We start from the raw sequence: 19,439 nt of genomic DNA, 5'->3' as shown, positions 1-19,439 counted from the left end.
TTACTCAAATCGAAGCCATGCCTATATTATTTAAGCACAATATCCAGCCGCATAATCGTTATATAAGCTTGTTGACGCGTATACGTGCCTTTTGGGCTAAATTTATTGTTCCCAATGCCTTTCATGACATCATGCATCGACACAAAATCAACGCTCGGCTTAGCCCAGCTTGCTATGATGCTGTTGTCTGCAAATGCCGAAGCGTCAGCTGGAACCTTATAGCCAAGCACCTTGGCTGTGTTCGTAAGCATGACCGCTGCTTCTTGCCTCGTGATGCTTCCGCTTGGATCAAACTTCCCATTTCCTTTACCTTTGACGATACCCATCAAATAAGCAGCTATGACTTCTTTAACCTTCGTATCCGTAAATGGATTATCGCTCAGGACAACTTGTTTTTCTGATAAAATCTCATCAATCGTCTGGCTTTTCTCCACTTCAAGCAGTCTAATAATAATTTTCGCAAAATCTGCACGTGTGATTAGCTTCTTGTAGTTGTTTTGCAGCTCCGCTGGAATAAGCCCGGCTGATATCGCTTCATCAACCTCTATCTTTGCCCAAGCATCAGGTTGATCGCCTACTGCTGCACTCGTGTCGATTTTAAAAAAGTAGCTTGCCCTGTCGCCTGTTGCCTCATCTAAGATGAACAATTCATAATAGGGAACGCCATAATCAAAGGTTACTGTTCCCGTCGTATTAGCGGGTAAAGCATTAACGAGCTCCTTCTTGCCGTTTATCGTCCAAGGTACTGGACTCGAAACCAGAACACCATTTACTAAGCTATAACCAAATACAACAACGCTAGTATCAACCTTTGCTGTATAGTTCAGAACTGCTTTTTCTGGAACGAGTATCGAAGTAATTGTAACATCCTTATATACATCTCCTAGATCGTTGAACGTTAACGTCTCTTTCACTTCGCCTGATTTCTTCGAAATCGAATATGTATACTTATCCTTCGAAATCTCAGCTGCAGCAGCTGGCATTACGAATGAAAACGTCATTAAGCAGATTGTCAGCCATATCAAAACAGCTTTTTCCCTTCTTTTCATACCAGTACCTCCATGTTTAATGAAATGTATCTGCTATTAATTCAACAATACCAGTGGATTTCCCTTCATTTTCGACAAAACCGCTGCTTATAACACCTATACAATAAATAGCAAAAGACATTTGTGCACTTTCAGTGCGGCAAATGTCCTTTATTCATACTGTTACTATTGTTGATGCTTCTGTATCAATTCCCGCTTTAGCTCCCACGTCGCTTCACTTAAATTAACGCGGTACGCTTCCGCATTGAGCTTACGCAAATATTGCGGCCAAAATAGTTCAAATTGTCCCTTATGATAGCTTCGAATTTGGTCTAAGCTCGGCATATCATATACTAATTCGCCATCTGCAAAAATCGGCTTTAATAATGTTATCGCCTCATAATGAGTAATAAATTTATGAATATAAGAATGAACCGGGTCAAACAGTTTAATTCGCTCTCCCCTGTTTACATGCTGCTCATCCCTCAGCGTAATATAATCCGCTTCTGCTTTTCCAGTTGATGTGTTAATGATTCGGTAAAGCTGCTTGAAACCCGGTGTCGATATCTTCTCTGGATTAGCTGAAATTTTGATAACCGGCTCGTAGCTCCCGTTTTTCTCACGCGCGACAAGCTTGTACACACCGCCGAGTGAAGGCTGATCCGCTGCGGTAATCAGCTTTGTACCGATACCCCATACATCAATCTTTGCGCCTTGTGACTTTAGGTTAGAAATAATAGCTTCGTCCAAGTCACTGGAGGCAACGATATTCACATAAGGCAGGCCAGCTTCATCGAGCATTTTCCGCGCCATTTGTGATAAATACGCTAAATCGCCGCTATCAAGGCGAATCGCATTCATTCGTTTACCCTGACTCTCTAGCATATGGGCGATCTTAATCGCGTTGGGAACTCCGCTTTTGAGCGTGTTGTACGTATCTACCAGCAGAGTTACATAGTCAGGCAGCGATTCCGCATAAGCTCGAAATGCTTCCTCCTCCGTATCATGCCCCTGCACCCAAGAATGGGCATGCGTGCCTTTTGCAGGAATGCCAAACAGCATGCCAGCCCTCATATTAGACGTCGCATGGAAGCCCGCAATGTAAGTAGCTCTTGCTCCCCAAACCGCTGCATCTGCCTCTTGCGCACGCCTCGTTCCGAACTCAAGCAATACGTCATCTGGAGCAACCTGCTTAATTCGAGCAGCCTTCGTCGCGATCAACGTCTGATAGTTCATCATATTGAGGATAGCCGTTTCTATGAGCTGTGCTTCAAATACGCGTGCCTCAACGCAGAACAATGGTTCATTCGCAAAAACGAGCGTTCCTTCCTCTACCGAATAAATATTGCCTGTAAACCGAAAGCTGCGCAGCTCATCAAGAAACTCCTCTTTGTAGTTCTCTTCTTGCGTACGCAAATATGTAATTTCCTCTTCTCCGAAATGAAGAGATTGAATGTATTCCACAATTCTCTCCAAACCTGCGAAAACAGCAAAGCCGTTATTAAAGGGAAGCTTGCGGAAATACGCCTCGAATACAACCCTCTCATCTTTGCTTCCTTGCAGCCAATGCGCGTACATCATATTTATTTGGTACTTATCTGTATGAAGTGTCAAATTTGTATAACTCATCCCATTAACTCCCTTCCCTAGTACTCTCTCCAATACCCGTTCCTTTAAGTCTTGAAAACAAAAAAAGCGCCGTTGAGATCGAATAACTCCGCTCAATAACGCATCATATTTTCACTTCGGTGCTCTTGTACCGGTACATTATTTGAACCAGCCCTTTTCTTTAAACCGAGTAATCGCCTCGATGCGGTTGCTGACGTCAAGCTTATCAAGAATGACAGATATATAGTTGCGAACGGTACCCGTCGTAATAAACAGCTCGCTTGCAATTTCCTTCGTGTTTTTCCCATCTGCTACGAGCACAAGCACTTCCTTCTCGCGCTCTGTTAACGGATTTTCTTGTCCGTATGCCTCATCTACAAGCTCCGATGCGAAGATCCGTCGTCCAGCCATGACGCTGCGAATCGAATTGGCAAGCTCCTCGCTTGGGCTGTCCTTTAGCAAATAGCCGCTAACTCCCGCTTTGAGAGCACGCTCAAAGTAACCGGATCTTGCAAATGTCGTCAATATAATGACCTTGCAGCCCTGTCCCTTCAGCTCCTCAGCAGCATCAAGCCCCGTCTTGGCCGGCATTTCAATATCCATAATGCAAATATCAGGCTTATGCTCATGCACAAGTTTTATGGCATCTTCTCCATTGCTTGCTCTTCCGACGACCTTCATATCGTCTTCCAAGTCAAGCAAGGAAGCGAGGGCGCCCAGCAGCATGCGCTGATCCTCGGCAATGACGATTCTGATCATATTATCCCTCAATCCCCTTTTCAGCTAATCATTACATTTGTTTAATAACGTTCGGCACCTTAATAATGAGCGTTGCTCCATCATTGGAAATGATATCTAGGCTTCCGTTCACGAATTCTAAACGCTCCTTCATGCCTTGTAGACCATGGCCTCCGTAGTTTCTAGCTTCATCAGGAATGCCTACACCATTGTCCTGCACCTTCAGCGACAGCTCTGTACGCGATGATTGAATCGTTACGGTGCACGTCGTTGCTCCGCTGTGCTTGACAACATTCGTTACCGCTTCCTTCAAACACATGCTGAGAACATTTTCAGTGAGCAAATTCGCAGTACCAAGCTTCAATTCTCCGACGAGCTCGAATTCAATTTCGGCAGCCTTCAAAATCTGCTTTACCCGAAACATTTCATCCTCAATTCTCGTCCCGCGCATCTGCGTAACCATTTCCCGCACTTCTTTAAGCGCGGTTCTCGCCGTCTGGCGAACATCATTGATTTCCGCTTGGGCTTGCGCTGGGTTCTTGACCATCAGCTTGCCGGCGAGGTCACTCTTCAAACCGATTAGCGACAGCTTCTGTCCCAACGTATCATGCAAATCACGTGCGATTCGCTGCCTCTCCTCAAGCTTTACAAGTTCCGATATCCGCTTATTCGCGTCCTCAAGCTGCCCTTCGAGCTGACCCTGCTTGTTTTTGTTGTACGTGTTGAAGGGAAGCAGGATAACGACAATGAGACTAATGAGTATGAACGGAAACTGTGTAAAAAACAACGTGTTCTGTGTAGCAAATCCGTAATTGACCGTTACGAACGTACTGACAATATGAATCGTATACAGAGTAAAAAATCCAGCTCGATTCTGAATATGTCCGATAAAAAAAGCTAGAAAAATCGAAAAATAAACGTAACTGAACAATAAAGTCATCGCAATCGATATAATAATTTGCACACTCGTCCAGAAATACACTAGCCAGCCCTTAGACACAAACGATAGCCGGTAACAAATAAAAAATAAAATAATCATGATGATACCGGATACGGCTTCATAAGGGGAAGACGAACGAAAAATAAAATAAAAAGGCAAAATACAGAAGACGACCCACACATATGGGCTTAGACCTGTGTTTTTCTGAAAAATCTGATACCACTTGTTCATGGTCGTCCATCCTTTATCCCATGCCATACGATGGTTATGATTATTTTATAATCATTTTAGCATATACAACAATTCAAGTATTTATTTTCCTTGATGCTATATGCACTAGAAGCCAGCCTGTAAGGGCGTGGCTTCTGGTGTATGTTTAAATGGAGTTATTTAAATTTCAAGCTTGCTTGTGTCGCTTTTATTTTCTCAGATGCAGCTTTTGCTTTCCGAAGACGATGCTTGATCCCTTTGAAGCTGACAAATTTTTTGTCTGATTCATCCCAAAGACGGAACTGGAGTGATTCTAAGCTTTCGCTGATCGTAATCGTCGTCGCTTTGTGAAGCGGCGGCGTTGCATTATGCGCTTTTTCCAAGTTATAGTTTGGAACCTTTGGACTCAAATGATGAACGTGGTGGAAGCCGATGTTGCCTGTAATCCATTGCAGCACTTTAGGCAGCTTGTAGTAAGAGCTTCCGTCAACGGCAGCTTTCACATAACTCCACTCGTCTTCATTCTCAAAATAGGAATCCTCAAATTGATGCTGTACATAAAACAACCATATGCCGAGCAGACCCGATACAAAAAACACAGGACCTTGAACAAGCAGGAATGCTTGCCAACCGATTGCCCAGATCAGAAGCGCGTAAGAGCCTACGATCAAAGCATTTGTTAAATAAGTGTTCATCCGTTCCTTGCGTCTAGCGCCTTTAACATTAAAGCGGTATTGAATAAGGAAAACACCGATTGGACCAAGTCCAAACATAACTAGCGGATGACGATACATACGATAGGCAAACCGGCGCATAAGCGGCGCTGCTGCGTATTCTTCCACCGTTAAAATCCACAAATCGCCAACGCCACGTTTATCGAGGTTGCTGCTTGTTGCGTGATGGATAGAATGTGAATTTTTCCACTGTCTATAAGGGACAAGCGTAATGACGCCTGTAATTGTACCTATGATATCGTTTGCTTTTTTGCTTTTGAAAAACGATCCGTGACAGCAGTCATGAAAAATGATGAAGGTACGAATGACGAAACCAGAAGTAAGCACCACCAACGGAGCAGTAAGCCAGTACGATATGGAAAGACTATAGTAAGAGGCATACCAGAGCAGAACGAGTGGCACTAAGGTGTTAATAAGCTGTCTGATGCTCGACTTTAAATCCGTTTTCTCAAATGGGGCAACTTCTTTTTTCAAGTGAGCATGTTTAAGCTCTGTCATCGCATTTTCCTCCTCAATATGACGCTTGGAGAGTATCCCGGACGTCTAACGCAGTATTCTAACTTTATTGTAAAGAAAACTGTCAGGTCATTGTAGTCATAAACGTCAATACGATGGCATGACATATGTCATATAGACATCTGGGAAGTTGTCTTATTTATGTAAAAGAACCCATAAAACAGAAAGAAGCTACCGGGAAGAAGCGTTCGCCTCTTCCAGATAGCTCTTTATTTGCTAACCCTAATTAAATAGCCCAATTTCCTTTACGGAAGATAGGGACTACCTTTCCATCCTTCGTGATGCCATCGATATCCATTTCAGCTGAGCCGATCATAAAATCATTATGCGTGATGCTGGCATTTACGCCATTCTCAGCAAGCTCTTCTGGTGACATTGACTTGCCGCCCTCGATATTGAAAGCATAACCGCTGCCGATTGCCAGGTGATTAGATGCATTCTCATCAAACAACGTATTATAGAACAAGATGTTGGACTGCGAAATCGGCGACTCATGCGGAACGAGTGCAACCTCGCCTAGGTAATGCGCGCCATCGTCAATGTCTACAAGCTTCTGCAGGATGTCTTGGCCTTCTTCAGCCTCTACCTTCACAATACGTCCGGCTTCAAATGTCAGCTTGAAACGATCGATAATGTTGCCGCCATAGCTTAGCGGCTTCGTGCTGGATACATAACCGTTTGCGCCTGTTTTTAGCGGAACTGTAAACACTTCCTCGGTTGGCATATTCGCCATGAAAGGAATGTTGTTAATGTTCGTGCTGCCTGCAGCGACCCAAATATGCTTCTCCGGCAATTCAATCGTAAGATCCGTGCCAGGAGCCGTATAATGCAATTTGTGAAAACGGTTCTGATTGAGTGTCTCGCCCTTGCTGTGAAGATTCGCATTATGCTCTTCCCACGCTTTGACAGGGTTCTCAGCATGCAAGCGAACCGATTCAAAAATAGCTGTCCACAGCTTTTGGACCGCTTCCTCTTCCCCTGCTTCCGGGAATACCTTCGCTGCCCATTGCTTGCTCGCTGCCGCAACGACTGTCCAGCTCACCTTATCCGATTGAATAGCTCTGCGGAACTCCTGCAAGCCTTGGCCAGATGCCTTCTGGAAGCTGGAAATGCGTCCGGAATCAATGCCTTTCAGCAAATCTGGGCTTGATGAAACGATGGAGATAAACGCTGCTCCGCGTTCCACAAACGAATTGCGTTTTGCCGTTTCCCATTCGGGATAACGCGCAAATACTTCGTCTGCTGCTTGCTCATATTTTAATCTGGACAATGAATCGTCAGTCCACTCCACATGGACGTTGCTCGCGCCTGCTTCATAGGCTTTGCCGGCTACAAGTCTAACGAGTGCTGCTTGATCGACAGCTCCTGTAACGAATACCTCTTGGCCCTGCTGTACGTTCACTCCAATTTTTACAATCAACTCTGCATACGTATCTAAATGATGTTCAAATCCACTCATGATCTCGTATTCTCCCTTCATTCATACCTCTATGTACAAACATGCTGCAGCCTAAATTGTATCGAATATACAAGCCCATAGTCAAATAACATGGACCTACGAATTAGACTCTGGTCCAGAGCTGCAAATACCATAAAAGAAGAGATGAATGAACTCATCAAGAAAATCGTCTACTTGTTCGCTTTGCTGCGCCAAATCTAGGAACATGTGGGATTGCGCTTTTAGCATATTGATATAAGCGATAATGGTCGGAGTCGATACCTTCTTCGAGATCTCGCCCTTCCTTTTCCCTTCCTCTACAAATTGTACGACGAGCGGCATTCCCTTTGTTCGATAAAGCTCTTCAATATATTGATTCGTTTCGTCATCAATCAGGAACTGTGTGAAAAATTCGGGAGTAAAGGCGCGATAAGCTTCCTTATCTACAAAAACGATATATTGAATGATCTCCTTTAAGGAGTGATCACCTTGAATGAATGTTTCAAAATCGGTAATGCTCTTATCAATAAATTGTTTGAATACCTCGCTAAGCAGTGCTTCCTTGCTGCCGAAGTAATTGTAAATCGTCACTTGAGATACTTCAGCTTCCGCTGCAATATCGGCGATTCGTATTTTTTTGGGCTCCCACGTCTTGAGCATGTCTAAAACCGTCTTCTTAATCTTCTCCTTGATTAATTCCTTCCTTCTCTCAAAACCGTTCATACTGCCTCCTGCAATCACGTCTATTTTAATTTAATGAAATTATAGCACATCTATATTTCATAACCCATTGACTTCTAACCCTAACGAAATTATCATAAATAATGAAATCAAACAATAAAATAATTTCATAATTATAAATGCGGGGTGCAGCGGTATATGTTAATCGTTGAGGGGCTGACTAAGCTTTTTCGGAATGGCCGCGGCATTACAGATGTGTCATTCACGGTAAACAAAGGTGAAGTGTTCGGTTTTTTGGGACCTAATGGTGCAGGAAAATCGACGACTATACGCCACATCATGGGTTTTATGAAGCCGGATCACGGACGCGTGACCATAAAGGGACTCGACACCTGGGCGAAACAAGGAACGGTGCAGAAGTTTGTTGGCTATTTGCCTGGGGAAATCGCTTTTATCGAAGGAATGACAGGAAAAGCTTTTCTTGAATTTCTCTCCTCTATGCAGAGAGTGGATAGCTCAGCCAAGCGCCGGAGCCTAATCGAACGGCTGCAATTCGACGTCAACACGCCGATTCGGAAGATGTCCAAAGGCATGAAGCAAAAAGTCGGAATTGTCGCTGCATTCATGCATGATCCCGAATTAATCATTCTTGATGAACCTACCTCCGGTCTCGATCCTCTCATGCAGCAGACATTTATTGAGCTTGTTCTCGAGGAGAAGGCGAAAGGAACGACCTTTCTGATGTCTTCCCATAGCTTTACCGAGATCGAGCGAACCTGCGACCGCGCCGCGATTATAAAGGACGGGAAAGTAATGACCGTCAAAAACATACATGAGCTTCAGTCCGTGCAGCGCAAGCTGGTTGAGATTGTTTTCGAGCAGGTGGCTGATGCTCATCTGTTCGTGTTATCGGGCACAGTGCCTATCGAATCACACGATGGCAGACGGGTCACAGTCGCCGTGCAGGGCAATTATAACGAGCTGATTCGAGAGACGGCCAAATACCCTATCCGCAGCCTCGATATAACCGCGCAAAATCTTGAGGACGTATTCATGCACTATTATGACCGGAAGGAGCTCGTCTGATGAACGCTCCCCTTTTTAAACAAATGATGAAGATCAATTTTAAAGGTATAAGCAACTATGCCATCGGCTCGGCCTTCTACATTTTGCTCATGTTCTGGCTGTATCCCGGCATCGCGCAAAACACAGGAGCACTTAACGAGCTTATGTCGGCTCTGCCCGAAGGACTTATGAATGCTTTCGGCGTCCAAGCCGGCTTCGGCAGCATGGAGGCCTTCATCTCGGGAGAGTATTACGGACTCATTTTGCCTCTTCTGCTCTCTATATTCAGCATCATGCTGTCGACGGGCCTAATGGCAAGGCTGGTGGATCAAGGCTCCATGGCTTATCTGCTGTCCACACCGACGTCAAGGCAGCGTATCGCCGCAACGCAAGCGAGTGTGCTCATCGCTGGGCTGCTGCTGATTATGATCGTTACGACAGCTGCAGGTTTTATTGGCTATGCCTTGTTTATCGGTGATCGATACGAATTTGACGGTTCCCGCTTCATTTTATTGAATGTGATTGCATGGATGCTATTTTTTGCAGTAGGCGGAATTTCCTTCTTCGTCTCTGCATTCTCTAGCGATGAAAAGAAAGCACTAGGCATCTCAGGGATCATTACATTCGGCATGTTCGGACTCGATATGCTCGGCAAAATAAGCGCAAATATAAACTGGTTAAAGTATTTCTCCCTCTTTTCATTATATAGGCCAAGCGAAATCGCAAGCGGCAGCAGCAACCCGTTACTCGCTTTGGTCATACTCTTCTTGATCGGTCTAGCTGGCTTTATGGCGGGCATCCTCACTTTCAGCAAACGAGACCTGCCGTTGTAATGCCTTATTAAGTATCGTGACACGCCAAAAAAGAGGAAGCCCATCGTTGGGTTTCCTCTTTTTTACAATTCGATATATAAACGGTTGATAGCTATTGCCTCAGCCATCACTTTTTGCCGCAGCTCTGCAGGCTCAACCGCTTCTATTCGTGAACCATAACTTAAAATAATTTCGCACGCCGATTCCAATCCTTGAAATTCAACTCGCGCCGATGACCAACTCGTTTTCAGTGAAGGGCTGCTTTGTACGATTTTCACATATCGTTCTTTGGATAGCCGAGAGAGCACCGTATCATGAAACGTAATAACTGCTGGATATTGCGGCAGTCTCTGCTTAAATTCACCCATGGACTGTTCCCAGTACTGAGCCAGATCAAAGTCTGCTGGACGTTCAAACCGCTCCTCCAGCATTTTGGCATCCAATAATCTTGAGATTCGGTACGTCCGTTTCCCCCCGTTCACCTCGCCAATTAAATACCAAACGTTGCGCTTAGCAACGAGTCCAAGCGGAGAGACGATTCGTTCGGCGATACCGTCCTCGCGATGATAGCGAATCTGCAATAATCGTTCTTCCCAAACGGCTTCCTGCACAATCGACAAAAATGGCATTAACTCTTCCATCTGATGCCAGCCCGCTCCATCAATATGAATCTTTTGCTTCATAAGTGCTGCCCCTCTGCTCACTTCAGCAGGAGAGGCAGCCAGTATTTTTTGAACGGCCGCTTCATAATGACTCACAATTCCTAGATCGCTCAGTAAAGAAGATGGACTGCCAACGATAACAGACACTAATTCATCCGCATGCATACCCGTTAGATTGGTTCTATACCCCTCGGATAAAACCCACCCTCCGTGCACTCCTCTCTCCGCATAAACCGGAATGCCCGCTTCACTTAGCGACTCCATATCACGAATGATGGTACGCTCGGATACCTCCAGCTTTTCCGCAAGTTCTTTTGACGTCAATTTCCCGCTGTTTTGCATCAATAATAGGATGGCAATTAACCGTCCCGCTCTCATATGCTAAGCCTCCTGTGCCGCTCTCATTCGTTTTTTTCATTGTAGCATGAATATATGACAGTAGCTGTCGTATATCGTTTGCTAAACTGACAAAGAGTAAACCAAAGAAATCGGAATGGAGAGATACAATGAAACCATTAGAGGGAAAAATCGCAGTCGTTGCTGGAGCTACACGAGGAGCTGGACGCGGTATTGCAGTAAGTCTTGGAGAAGCAGGAGCCACCGTTTACTGCACAGGAAGAAGCATTCGCGGCCAAGCCTCCGATTTGAACAGAGTAGAAACGATTGAAGAAACAGCCGAATTGGTCACTGCACGAGGAGGCGTAGGCATCCCGGTGAGAGTTGACCATACAGTAGAAGCGGACGTTCAGGCTTTGTTCGAGCAAATCAACAAGGAGCAAAATGGACAACTGGATGTGCTGGTCAATAACATTTGGGGAGGAGAAAAATTAACAGAATGGGGAAAGCCGTTTTGGGAGCATTCGTTAAGCAAGGGCCTGTTAATGCAAGAGCGTGCCGTAAAAGCTCATCTCATTACGAGCCATTATGGGGCTCCGTTGCTGGTGAAACGGAGAAAGGGACTAATTATTGAAGTAACGGACGGAATCGATTACCGTTATCGCGGAAGCTTGTTTTATAGCTTGGCCAAAATTTCGCCTATTCATCTTGCCGCAGCAATGGCGGCTGACCTTAAGCCCCATGATGTATCGGCTGTTGCTGTAACTCCCGGCTTCCTTCGCTCTGAGGAAATGCTGGAGCATTTTGAAGTAACGGAAGAAACGTGGCTTGATGCTGTGCATGGCGGCAAGCCAGATGCCGAGCATTTCAGCCAATCGGAAACGCCATATTTTGTTGGACGCGGAATCGCAGCTCTTGCAGCAAGCAGCGATTTGCTTGAAAGATCCGGACAAGTATTCCCAAGCTGGCAGCTATCTGATGAGTTCGGCATAACCGACGTCGATGGCAGACAGCCGCACTGGGGAAATTATGCGAAGCAGCATGGTTTCTTGTAAGGCTTACTTTACCCGTTTACAACTTCTCCGCCGTTAATATGCAGCATCTGGCCTGACATATAACTGGAATCATCACAAGCTAGGTAGACATAGGCAGCTGCTAACTCATGCGGCTGTCCTGGTCGTTTCATCGGTGTATCTGAGCCAAAAGTAGCTACGGACTGTTCATCGAATGTCGCTGGAATAAGCGGCGTCCAGATCGGTCCGGGAGCTACACCGTTAACGCGAATACCTTGCTCAGCCAAATTCACTGACAACGCACGCGTAAAGGAAACGATTGCTCCTTTTGTAGCGGAGTAATCAATTAACGTCGGATTGCCTTTGTATGCCGTTATAGATGCCGTATTGATGATGGAGCTGGATGCCTTCAAATGCGGCAAAGCGACAATCGTCAAATAGAACATGCTGAACACATTCGTTCGGAACGTAGCCACCAGCTGATCCGACGTAATATCCTCAAGCTTCTGTTGCACATGCTGCTCTGCCGCGTTATTCATCAAAATATCCAGCTTGCCGTACTCCTTAATCGTCTGCTCAATGACACTTTTGCAAAAATCCTCTTCACCGACGTCGCCAGCTATAAGCAAGCATTTCACGCCAGCTTTCTCTACAACTTCCTTCGTCTTCTCTGCATCGTCATGCTCATTCAAATATACGATCGCTAAATCCGCACCCTCTTTGGCAAAAGCAACGGCTACCGCGCGGCCAATGCCGCTATCTCCACCCGTAATAATAGCTGTCTTCCCTTTCAGCTTGCCTGCCGCTTTATATGAATCCGATTCAAAAATCGGCAGCGGCTTCATCTCGGATTCAATGCCCGGTTGACGGTTTTGATGCTGCGGCGGGTTAATATTTTTTTGTGATGACGAATTAGACATGAGAAAATCAGCTCCTTATATTTTTTCCATAAAAGATTTCATCCATCTCGGTCTTTAATCTTCTCGTAATTTCCTCTTGCTCTATGGTTGACAACGAATCCTTCGTATAGCCGAACAAATAGTTGTTCAAATCAAATTGCTTCAGCTTGCATTTGGTATGAAACACATTTTCTTGATAAATATTAACGTCGATCATGTCATACAAAAGAGATTCCTTCTTCGGTATGTAGTTCTGAATCGAGTTAATATCATGATCAATAAAAAGTTTATAACCATTAATGTCGCGAGTGAAACCTCTCACACGGTAATCCAGCGTCATAATATCGGTATCAAACGAATGAATCAGGTAGTTCAGCGCTTTTAGCGGTGAAATCTCGCCGCAGGTCGATACATCAATGTCTGCACGGAACGTACTTATCCCTTCGTTCGGATGATATTCCGGATACGTATGAACCGTTATATGGCTTTTATCCAAATGCATCACTACGGAATCAGGCAAGGGACCCGGCGTTTCTTCAAACGACTCATTGGGTCCGCCAATTACCGGCCCTTCCGATACGAGCAAAGTAACGCTGGCGCCCTGCGGCTCATAATCCTGCTTTGCAATATTAAGCACATGCGCTCCAATAATATCCGATACCGTTTCCAAAATATTCGTCAGCCTATCCGAATTATATTGTTCGTCTATATAGGCGATATATGCTTCACGCTCTTCTTTCGTTCTCGTATAACACACATCATACATATTGAAGCTGAGTGACTTCGTTAAATTATTAAAGCCATGCAGCTGAATTCTTTGTTCCGGTGTAAGTTTCAAGCGCACATCCTCCTTTTCAATAACTACTATTTCCTTTTACCCAAAGACCGATGCGGCAAAACTTTTATGTTGCACAAAAAAAGCATTTCACGCCCCGGTTTTACCGAATGTAAAATACTTTTTTCATCTCATTTTTTAATTATGTTTTTTCAATTCCTTAATCCGGAGTATCGGATCTCCTACATACACTTGTGTTTGAGGAAGCATGCCATCACGCTGCTTAATGGCTAGGAAATTAAGCGTATTGACGAGCTCATCCTGCTGCTTTTCTTTTAATTGAAATTGCACACCATATTCATAAATGTCTTTGCCCAGTTCATTGTACCAGACGATAAATCCGAATAGCACATACATTTGATTAAGAATTTTCGTCTTGAACATCAAGAGAATATCGCTGTTAACGGGCAGCTTCACACCTACCATAAACCGGAGGCCCCCTGGTCCGATGTTTCGAACAAACACCTCTGTACTCCCAAGTTTCACACTGCTTCCTTTGAACATCGTAATGGTCATCTCTGCCAATAGACAATGCTTCAAATCGATTCGAAAGCTTTTTCTCCGATTAACGAGCACTTCTTTACTAGGCATAAATAAAGCAGGCTCTTTACAAGATCTCCTGCTCAATAGTTGTACGATGCTGTCTGGCTCTACAGGACGACTGAAATAATAACCTTGGATTTCATCGCATCGCTGCTCGCGTAAATAGTTGAATTGCTCCTTCGTTTCAACGCCTTCAGCCACCACCTGCATGCCCAGCTCGCCAGCCAATTGAATAATGCATTCGATAATGCTCTTATTTCTCCGATCTGTCATCAACTCCTCGATAAATGACCGATCAATTTTGATCGTATCGAGTGCCAATCGCTTCAATAAATAAAGAGAGGAATAGCCGGTTCCAAAATCATCAAGCGATACTTTGATTTTTCTTTTCTTCAGCTCCAGCAGCAATTCAGTCACCGCATTCTCATTGCTAATAAAGGAGCTTTCCGTTATTTCAATTTCCAATCGATCTTGGGAAATTCCTGTCTCCTCGATAATCTGATCGATGGTATGCAATATATTTTGCTGAAGAAGCTGCTGCACCGAAAAGTTAACCGATAGCGTAACCGAAGGCAGGCCTAAGCTCTGCCACCGTTTATGCTGCATACAGGCTTCGCGAAGCACCCATTCTCCTATCGATACAATAAGCCCCGTTTCCTCTGCGATCGGTATAAATTCAGACGGAGCAACCAATCCCCAATCCGGATGATTCCAGCGCAGCAGTGCTTCAACACCAACAATTTCCATCGTTTGCGAATGTACGCGAGGCATGTAATGAAGGAACAGCTCTCCTCTTTCCTGCGCTTTACGCAAATCATTGCTGAGTGAAAACAATTTGAATGATTGCACATTTAAAGAAGCGGAATAGCACTGTGATTGGTTGCTGCCTCTGGACTTCGCATGATAAAGAGCCGCATTCGCATTTTTCATCAACTGCTCCACCGAGCTCCCATCGCCAGGCGATTGACTGATTCCAATACTTGCGGTTACATTCAGCTCATATCCTTCTATCAAAAATTGCTCATTAATAAGCCTAATAATAGTAGCTGCCATATCCTTGATTTCGTTTTGCTGCTTTACATCAGCTATAATAATTGCAAATTCGTCTCCGCCAAGTCGGAATACGGTTTGGCCATCACGTAAGTTGCTCATCAATCGGAAGGCGATTTGTTTCAGCAGCTCATCCCCAATCGGATGCCCCAGCGTATCATTTACATATTTGAAACGATCTACGTCAATCAGCATGATCGCCAGCCTTTGCTTAAAATACTCGCTTACCCTTAGCTGCTTATCTAGCTGGTCTTCAAACATTCTGCGATTTGGCATCTCCGTTAAATAATCGTGGTAAGCCAAATATTGATTTAATTCCTCAGCCTTGCTCCGATCCGTAACATCAAGGACTACGCCAACGATCGCCTGCTCACCCATATTTGACACTTGATTATAGTGCACTTCGCAATGAATAATCGTCCCATCTTGTTTAATGGCTCTGTGGCAGAAATTAGATAAAGAATGACCCTCCTGCAACTTCGTTAGCTGATTAATGACGGCTTCACGATCTGACGGATGGATCGTCTGTATAATATCCATACCGATCAAAGAGTCATAACCGAACATTTTATTGAGCTGATCGTTTGAATAAACGAAGTTGTTTTTTTGCGCGACAAAAATACCGACAATGGATTGTTCAACAATACTGCGGTATTTTAATTCGGTCTCAGTCAACGATTGCTCAATCATTTTTTGCTGCGTAATATCCTTGGCAATGCCGTAGACGCCGATAAGCTTTTTATTAATAATGATTGGAATATTGGTCACATTAAATTCGACCGTTTGCCCTGTTCTCGTAATGCCTGTCGTATCATAGTTTTGAGGATTCAGCGTCTTGACCGTTTGCTCAAAATATTGAATCGTTTTATCCAGTGCTGCGGCATCTACAAATTTATGAAAACTATCATTTATAATTTCCTCTTTCGTATATCCAAACACTTGCTCAAGCACAGAATTGCATGACAAAAAACGCCCTTGTGCGTCTAAAGAAAAGACCGCGTCAGGATTGTTTTCAAATATCGATTTATAAAGCTGCTCTTCTAGTGTGAGGCGATGCTGTATTTTTTTATTTTCCGTTACATCCTGAATCATGCCTATCGTCAACAATATCTCGTTTTCGGCATTCCGTATGAACGTAATGTTTTCCACCACATATCTAACTTCACCGTTCTGACGAACGATTCTGTACTCGGAAACGCTTTCCTTTTTTGATTCAATGGCAAGGTGGAACTGCTCATTAACGCGCTGACGATCTTCGGGATGTACAAACTCAAAAAATTGTTCAATCGTCATCGAGAAATCAGATTTCATACCATATATTTCGAACATTTGATTCGACCAGGATGCTTCTCTGCGAATATGGTCAAACTCCCAGTAACCTAAATTGGCTAACTTTTGAACAATATTAAAACTACCAACATTAACATTTCCATTAAAACGTTTAATCATTTGTTTCATTGCTAAATATCCCCTCTTATTCATAACGTAGGCGGTAACCTGAAGTTTTTAAGGAGAGGATATAGGTATGTTATCACTCATCCTTTTGGCAACCCAGCCACCTTTGGAAATTTCCTTTAGGCCTGTTGGCTTTGCGTCATTGTCTTTCGACAACTTTGCTTTTTACTAGGACTTTTTACATATACCAGTATTCCATATTATTCCGATATATACCATAACCAATTTCATAATAGGTCGAATGATGTAGAAAAACCTCCCATTTTGGGAGGTATGGTATATTGATGTTTTACAATCTAGGATCGATTTCCTTCTCTTTGGCAACCTCAAACAAAAGATTCGCAACAGCCGCTTGATATCCATCGTTTTCTGGGGCAATTTCAGCAAAAGGAATCGCCAGCATATGCTGTCCTAGCCGGTACTCGTTAAATGATGTACGAAGCTTTTGCGTAATATTTTTTTGCTTGATGAGCTTATTGTACTTGTGCGGAAATCTATAATCATAACCGTAAATAATAGACATGTATTCCTTATTGCGCACTTTCATATAGGGAACCGTGTACGGCTGAAGCATCTCGGGCTTAATCACGACACCTTCCATATGATTGTCTACCGTAAGCGTGTAGAAATATTTTTCTGCAAGCTCATAGCTCTCCGCATCAGACAGCACAAGCGTGAGGAATGGATCGTCAGAGAGGAATCGATACATCTCAGAGGTTTTCCACGCTGGCAGCTGCTCGCTTCCGTCTACGTATACGATTTTGAGCAGCGAAAATGGCTTGTATTCAAGTTCCCCTGCCTCGGCATACAGCTCCAGCTGCCTCTTATACGTTTCATATGCTTGGATATGCTCGTCAATTGGCCTATTTTTCTCAAGAACAGAATGAACATGCTTAAAGTTTTGATAGACGGCTAGGCCATATTTCTCATTAATAGCCCCTTTGCTAAGGTGAAACTGATCCTTTTCAAAACCGCTTTCCTTGAAATCATACGCAAGCTTTCCGAACGCTTCCTCGAATCCATTTGCCTTCAGAAAAGCAAGCTCTGTCTCAAGCCCCTTCTCAATTGGCTTAAACTGCTTTTCAATGAGACCTTCTCCCAGCGCCTCCCATGGCAAAAGCTCGCCATCGAGCAGGAGCATCGATATATCATTTTCCTTCATGTAGCGTCCGAATCTTTGCAGCAGTCGCTCATAAACAGCGGTCAGGTCAACCTTATTTATTTTGTACCCATTGCGGCTCACTGCAAAACATTGCTCGATATCTGCATGCAAATAAACATTGCAGCGTGATCCCATGTATTTGGGCTGCAGAACGACCTCTTTAACACCGCGCTCCACAAAATAGTTCAGCCCTTTCCTCAGCGATTCCAGCTCCCCCGCCGCTTCATCCTTATCTGCAGGAGACATGGTTCCTGAGATAAAGTTAATTTTATTGCGCGAGCAATACTGCAATCTGCGGGCTTCATCATCATCCAGCTCCTGCAGCGATACTTTGCGTTCCTCTTTAAAGAGAGCAGGAAGCTCGCCTTCCATTCCGGCTATTGACGATTTCTGTGATTTGAAAGTCGGCTTCATCGACAGAGAAACCGAGGTTAGCAGATTACCGTGAACTGCGCCTGAATCCAAATGGATTTTATTTCTGATCCGAAAAGCTTGTTTAGCAGCCACATGCCCAAAAACATGATACGGCTGGTTTCCTGCTGCATCCCGCTTCAGAAACGCAAGCTGTGCTTCAATCGGCGCCGATCGGTCGAGTCTAAAATTGCGCTGATGACGGACCGAATTCACATCCAGCTTGCCTATATATTTGTTCTCGCATGGCGCGTGAGTCACATAATAGGATGGTCCTGTTTTTCCTACCATTCTGTAGAGAGGCTTCGACAACGATACGAGATGATTAAACTTCTGAAGCAGCTCATCATCGCCTCTCAGCACCTCCGTTGAATCGAAGTAGGCATGAAGCAGCTCCTCTTCCACACCTTTAATTTCACCGCGCATATATTTATGGACAAAGTTTTCATGATTGCCAAGCACAAACAAAAACTTATCCTGATTCGTATATAGGAAATCAATGATTTCCTTTGTACGGCTTCCCTTATCGATCCAGTCACCAACGAGCAATACTTTTGTACCGCTGACCTTTCCTGTCTCAACCAGTACATTGCCCTCTAGTTGAAACCCATGGCTAACGAGCAAAGCCTTCAGCTCATCCACACATTCGTGAACGTCACCGACGATAATCGTCTTCTGGTCCAGCGGTAAAAAAACATCCAAATACTCAGCAGCATCCTCGATTATAATCTTATAATCCGGATTCGCAACCTTATCCATAGGGGAATAAAAATCTTTAGCCCGCACCTTGTGAACTTTGCTGTATTTCTCCCTCGAGAGCGAACCAAGCACATCCTTGCGCAAACGATTAATGTGGCTCGTTATCAGCTTCTTCGAACGCTCCGATGAATAATAATCATCCCGCTTCTTGTAATCAAACAGCACGACTTCAAGGTTGTAGTTGTTTTCCTTTGCAACCTCCCTCACTCTCGCCCGGAAATCCTCCGACAAACCTGTTGTATCCACGACAACAAATTCCGCATTAATGGGGAAAGTAGTGACCAGCCGCAGCTTCTCGAACAAAAGGCGGAAAGCCTGATCGCTCGCTTCAAGCATGATTTGATCATATTTATCATAATCAGAGCCTAGAAGCTCCTGTCTAATGCTATCGGATGAAATATATTGCACGTTCGCATTCATGCCCTTGCTGTCATCCCTAAATCGCAGCTGCGGCATCAGCACTTCGTTTGCAAAGGTTGTTTTCCCGCATTCCGTCGTGCCAATCATCATAAAAATCGTATGGACTCTCGTTCTCATTTCCATT

General features: G+C 44.3%; 15 protein-coding genes and 1 riboswitch. Of the genes, 3 read left to right on the top strand and 12 right to left on the bottom strand.

All coding sequences use genetic code 11. The features are described from left to right. Window positions 1–26 precede the first annotated feature (26 nt). The 7 genes from AC0VYE_RS05515 to AC0VYE_RS05485 all read right to left on the bottom strand — a co-directional run bounded on the left by AC0VYE_RS05515 (window position 27) and on the right by AC0VYE_RS05485 (window position 7,935). Complete coding sequence (locus AC0VYE_RS05515; RefSeq protein WP_475446573.1) at window positions 27–1,049, bottom strand: S-layer homology domain-containing protein; 1,023 nt, start codon at window positions 1,047–1,049, stop codon at window positions 27–29. A 165-nt stretch (window positions 1,050–1,214) separates the two neighbouring features. Next, window positions 1,215–2,657, bottom strand: a complete 1,443-nt coding sequence (locus AC0VYE_RS05510) for a nicotinate phosphoribosyltransferase (RefSeq protein WP_076271691.1) — start codon at window positions 2,655–2,657, stop codon at window positions 1,215–1,217. 138 nt (window positions 2,658–2,795) lie between these two features. After that, entirely contained in the window at window positions 2,796–3,395 is a 600-nt protein-coding gene (locus tag AC0VYE_RS05505; RefSeq protein WP_076271692.1) for a response regulator transcription factor, read from the bottom strand. Window positions 3,396–3,426: 31 nt separating this feature from the next. Then, the gene (locus tag AC0VYE_RS05500; RefSeq protein WP_475446570.1) at window positions 3,427–4,545 is read right to left on the bottom strand and encodes a sensor histidine kinase; all 1,119 of its coding nucleotides are present in this window, start codon (window positions 4,543–4,545) and stop codon (window positions 3,427–3,429) included. Between the two features lie 155 nt (window positions 4,546–4,700). After that, on the bottom strand, window positions 4,701–5,756 hold the full coding sequence (desA, locus tag AC0VYE_RS05495; protein WP_076271694.1) for a Delta(5) desaturase DesA: 1,056 nt from the start codon (window positions 5,754–5,756) through the stop codon (window positions 4,701–4,703). A 244-nt stretch (window positions 5,757–6,000) separates the two neighbouring features. Beyond that, window positions 6,001–7,233: an aminopeptidase gene (locus tag AC0VYE_RS05490; RefSeq protein ID WP_441911740.1), complete on the bottom strand. Its 1,233-nt coding sequence runs from the start codon at window positions 7,231–7,233 to the stop codon at window positions 6,001–6,003. Between the two features lie 96 nt (window positions 7,234–7,329). Further along, on the bottom strand, window positions 7,330–7,935 hold the full coding sequence (locus AC0VYE_RS05485) for a TetR/AcrR family transcriptional regulator (RefSeq protein WP_475446567.1): 606 nt from the start codon (window positions 7,933–7,935) through the stop codon (window positions 7,330–7,332). A gap of 156 nt (window positions 7,936–8,091) precedes the next feature. Here AC0VYE_RS05485 and AC0VYE_RS05480 point away from each other — a divergent pair, with 156 nt between their 5' ends. Beyond that, window positions 8,092–8,979 carry an ABC transporter ATP-binding protein gene (locus tag AC0VYE_RS05480; RefSeq protein ID WP_475446565.1) on the top strand — a complete coding sequence of 296 codons (888 nt, stop codon included), beginning with the start codon at window positions 8,092–8,094 and terminating at the stop codon, window positions 8,977–8,979. Continuing rightward, a complete protein-coding gene (locus AC0VYE_RS05475; RefSeq protein ID WP_076271697.1) occupies window positions 8,979–9,791 on the top strand; it encodes an ABC transporter permease subunit in 813 nt (270 codons plus the stop codon). Before AC0VYE_RS05480 ends, AC0VYE_RS05475 begins: the two co-directional genes overlap by 1 nt. 62 nt (window positions 9,792–9,853) lie before the next feature. On the opposite strand, the gene AC0VYE_RS05470 is transcribed toward AC0VYE_RS05475, so the two are convergent. Beyond that, complete coding sequence (locus AC0VYE_RS05470) at window positions 9,854–10,810, bottom strand: helix-turn-helix transcriptional regulator (protein ID WP_475446563.1); 957 nt, start codon at window positions 10,808–10,810, stop codon at window positions 9,854–9,856. Between the two features lie 128 nt (window positions 10,811–10,938). Here AC0VYE_RS05470 and AC0VYE_RS05465 point away from each other — a divergent pair, with 128 nt between their 5' ends. Further along, window positions 10,939–11,823 (top strand): SDR family oxidoreductase, encoded by an 885-nt coding sequence (locus tag AC0VYE_RS05465; protein WP_076271699.1) that lies wholly within the window; start codon window positions 10,939–10,941, stop codon window positions 11,821–11,823. 8 nt (window positions 11,824–11,831) lie between these two features. Here the strand turns inward: AC0VYE_RS05465 and AC0VYE_RS05460 are convergent, their stop codons facing one another. The 4 genes from AC0VYE_RS05460 to AC0VYE_RS05445 form a co-directional block, all read right to left on the bottom strand. Next, complete coding sequence (locus AC0VYE_RS05460) at window positions 11,832–12,701, bottom strand: SDR family oxidoreductase (protein ID WP_475446560.1); 870 nt, start codon at window positions 12,699–12,701, stop codon at window positions 11,832–11,834. 7 nt (window positions 12,702–12,708) lie between these two features. Next, window positions 12,709–13,518 carry an adenosylmethionine decarboxylase gene (gene speD / locus AC0VYE_RS05455; protein WP_475446558.1) on the bottom strand — a complete coding sequence of 270 codons (810 nt, stop codon included), beginning with the start codon at window positions 13,516–13,518 and terminating at the stop codon, window positions 12,709–12,711. Window positions 13,519–13,653: 135 nt separating this feature from the next. After that, window positions 13,654–16,566, bottom strand: coding sequence for a sensor domain-containing protein (locus AC0VYE_RS05450; RefSeq protein WP_475446556.1), 2,913 nt, complete (start codon window positions 16,564–16,566; stop codon window positions 13,654–13,656). A gap of 84 nt (window positions 16,567–16,650) precedes the next feature. After that, a riboswitch (cyclic di-GMP riboswitch) is annotated at window positions 16,651–16,736 on the bottom strand. A 116-nt stretch (window positions 16,737–16,852) separates the two neighbouring features. Next, a complete protein-coding gene (locus AC0VYE_RS05445; RefSeq protein WP_475446554.1) occupies window positions 16,853–19,438 on the bottom strand; it encodes a metallophosphoesterase in 2,586 nt (861 codons plus the stop codon). Window position 19,439 lies beyond the last annotated feature (1 nt).

The organism is Pristimantibacillus sp. Z349TD_6 (genome assembly GCF_056173205.1).
This window is presented reverse-complemented; position numbering and strand designations above follow the sequence as displayed.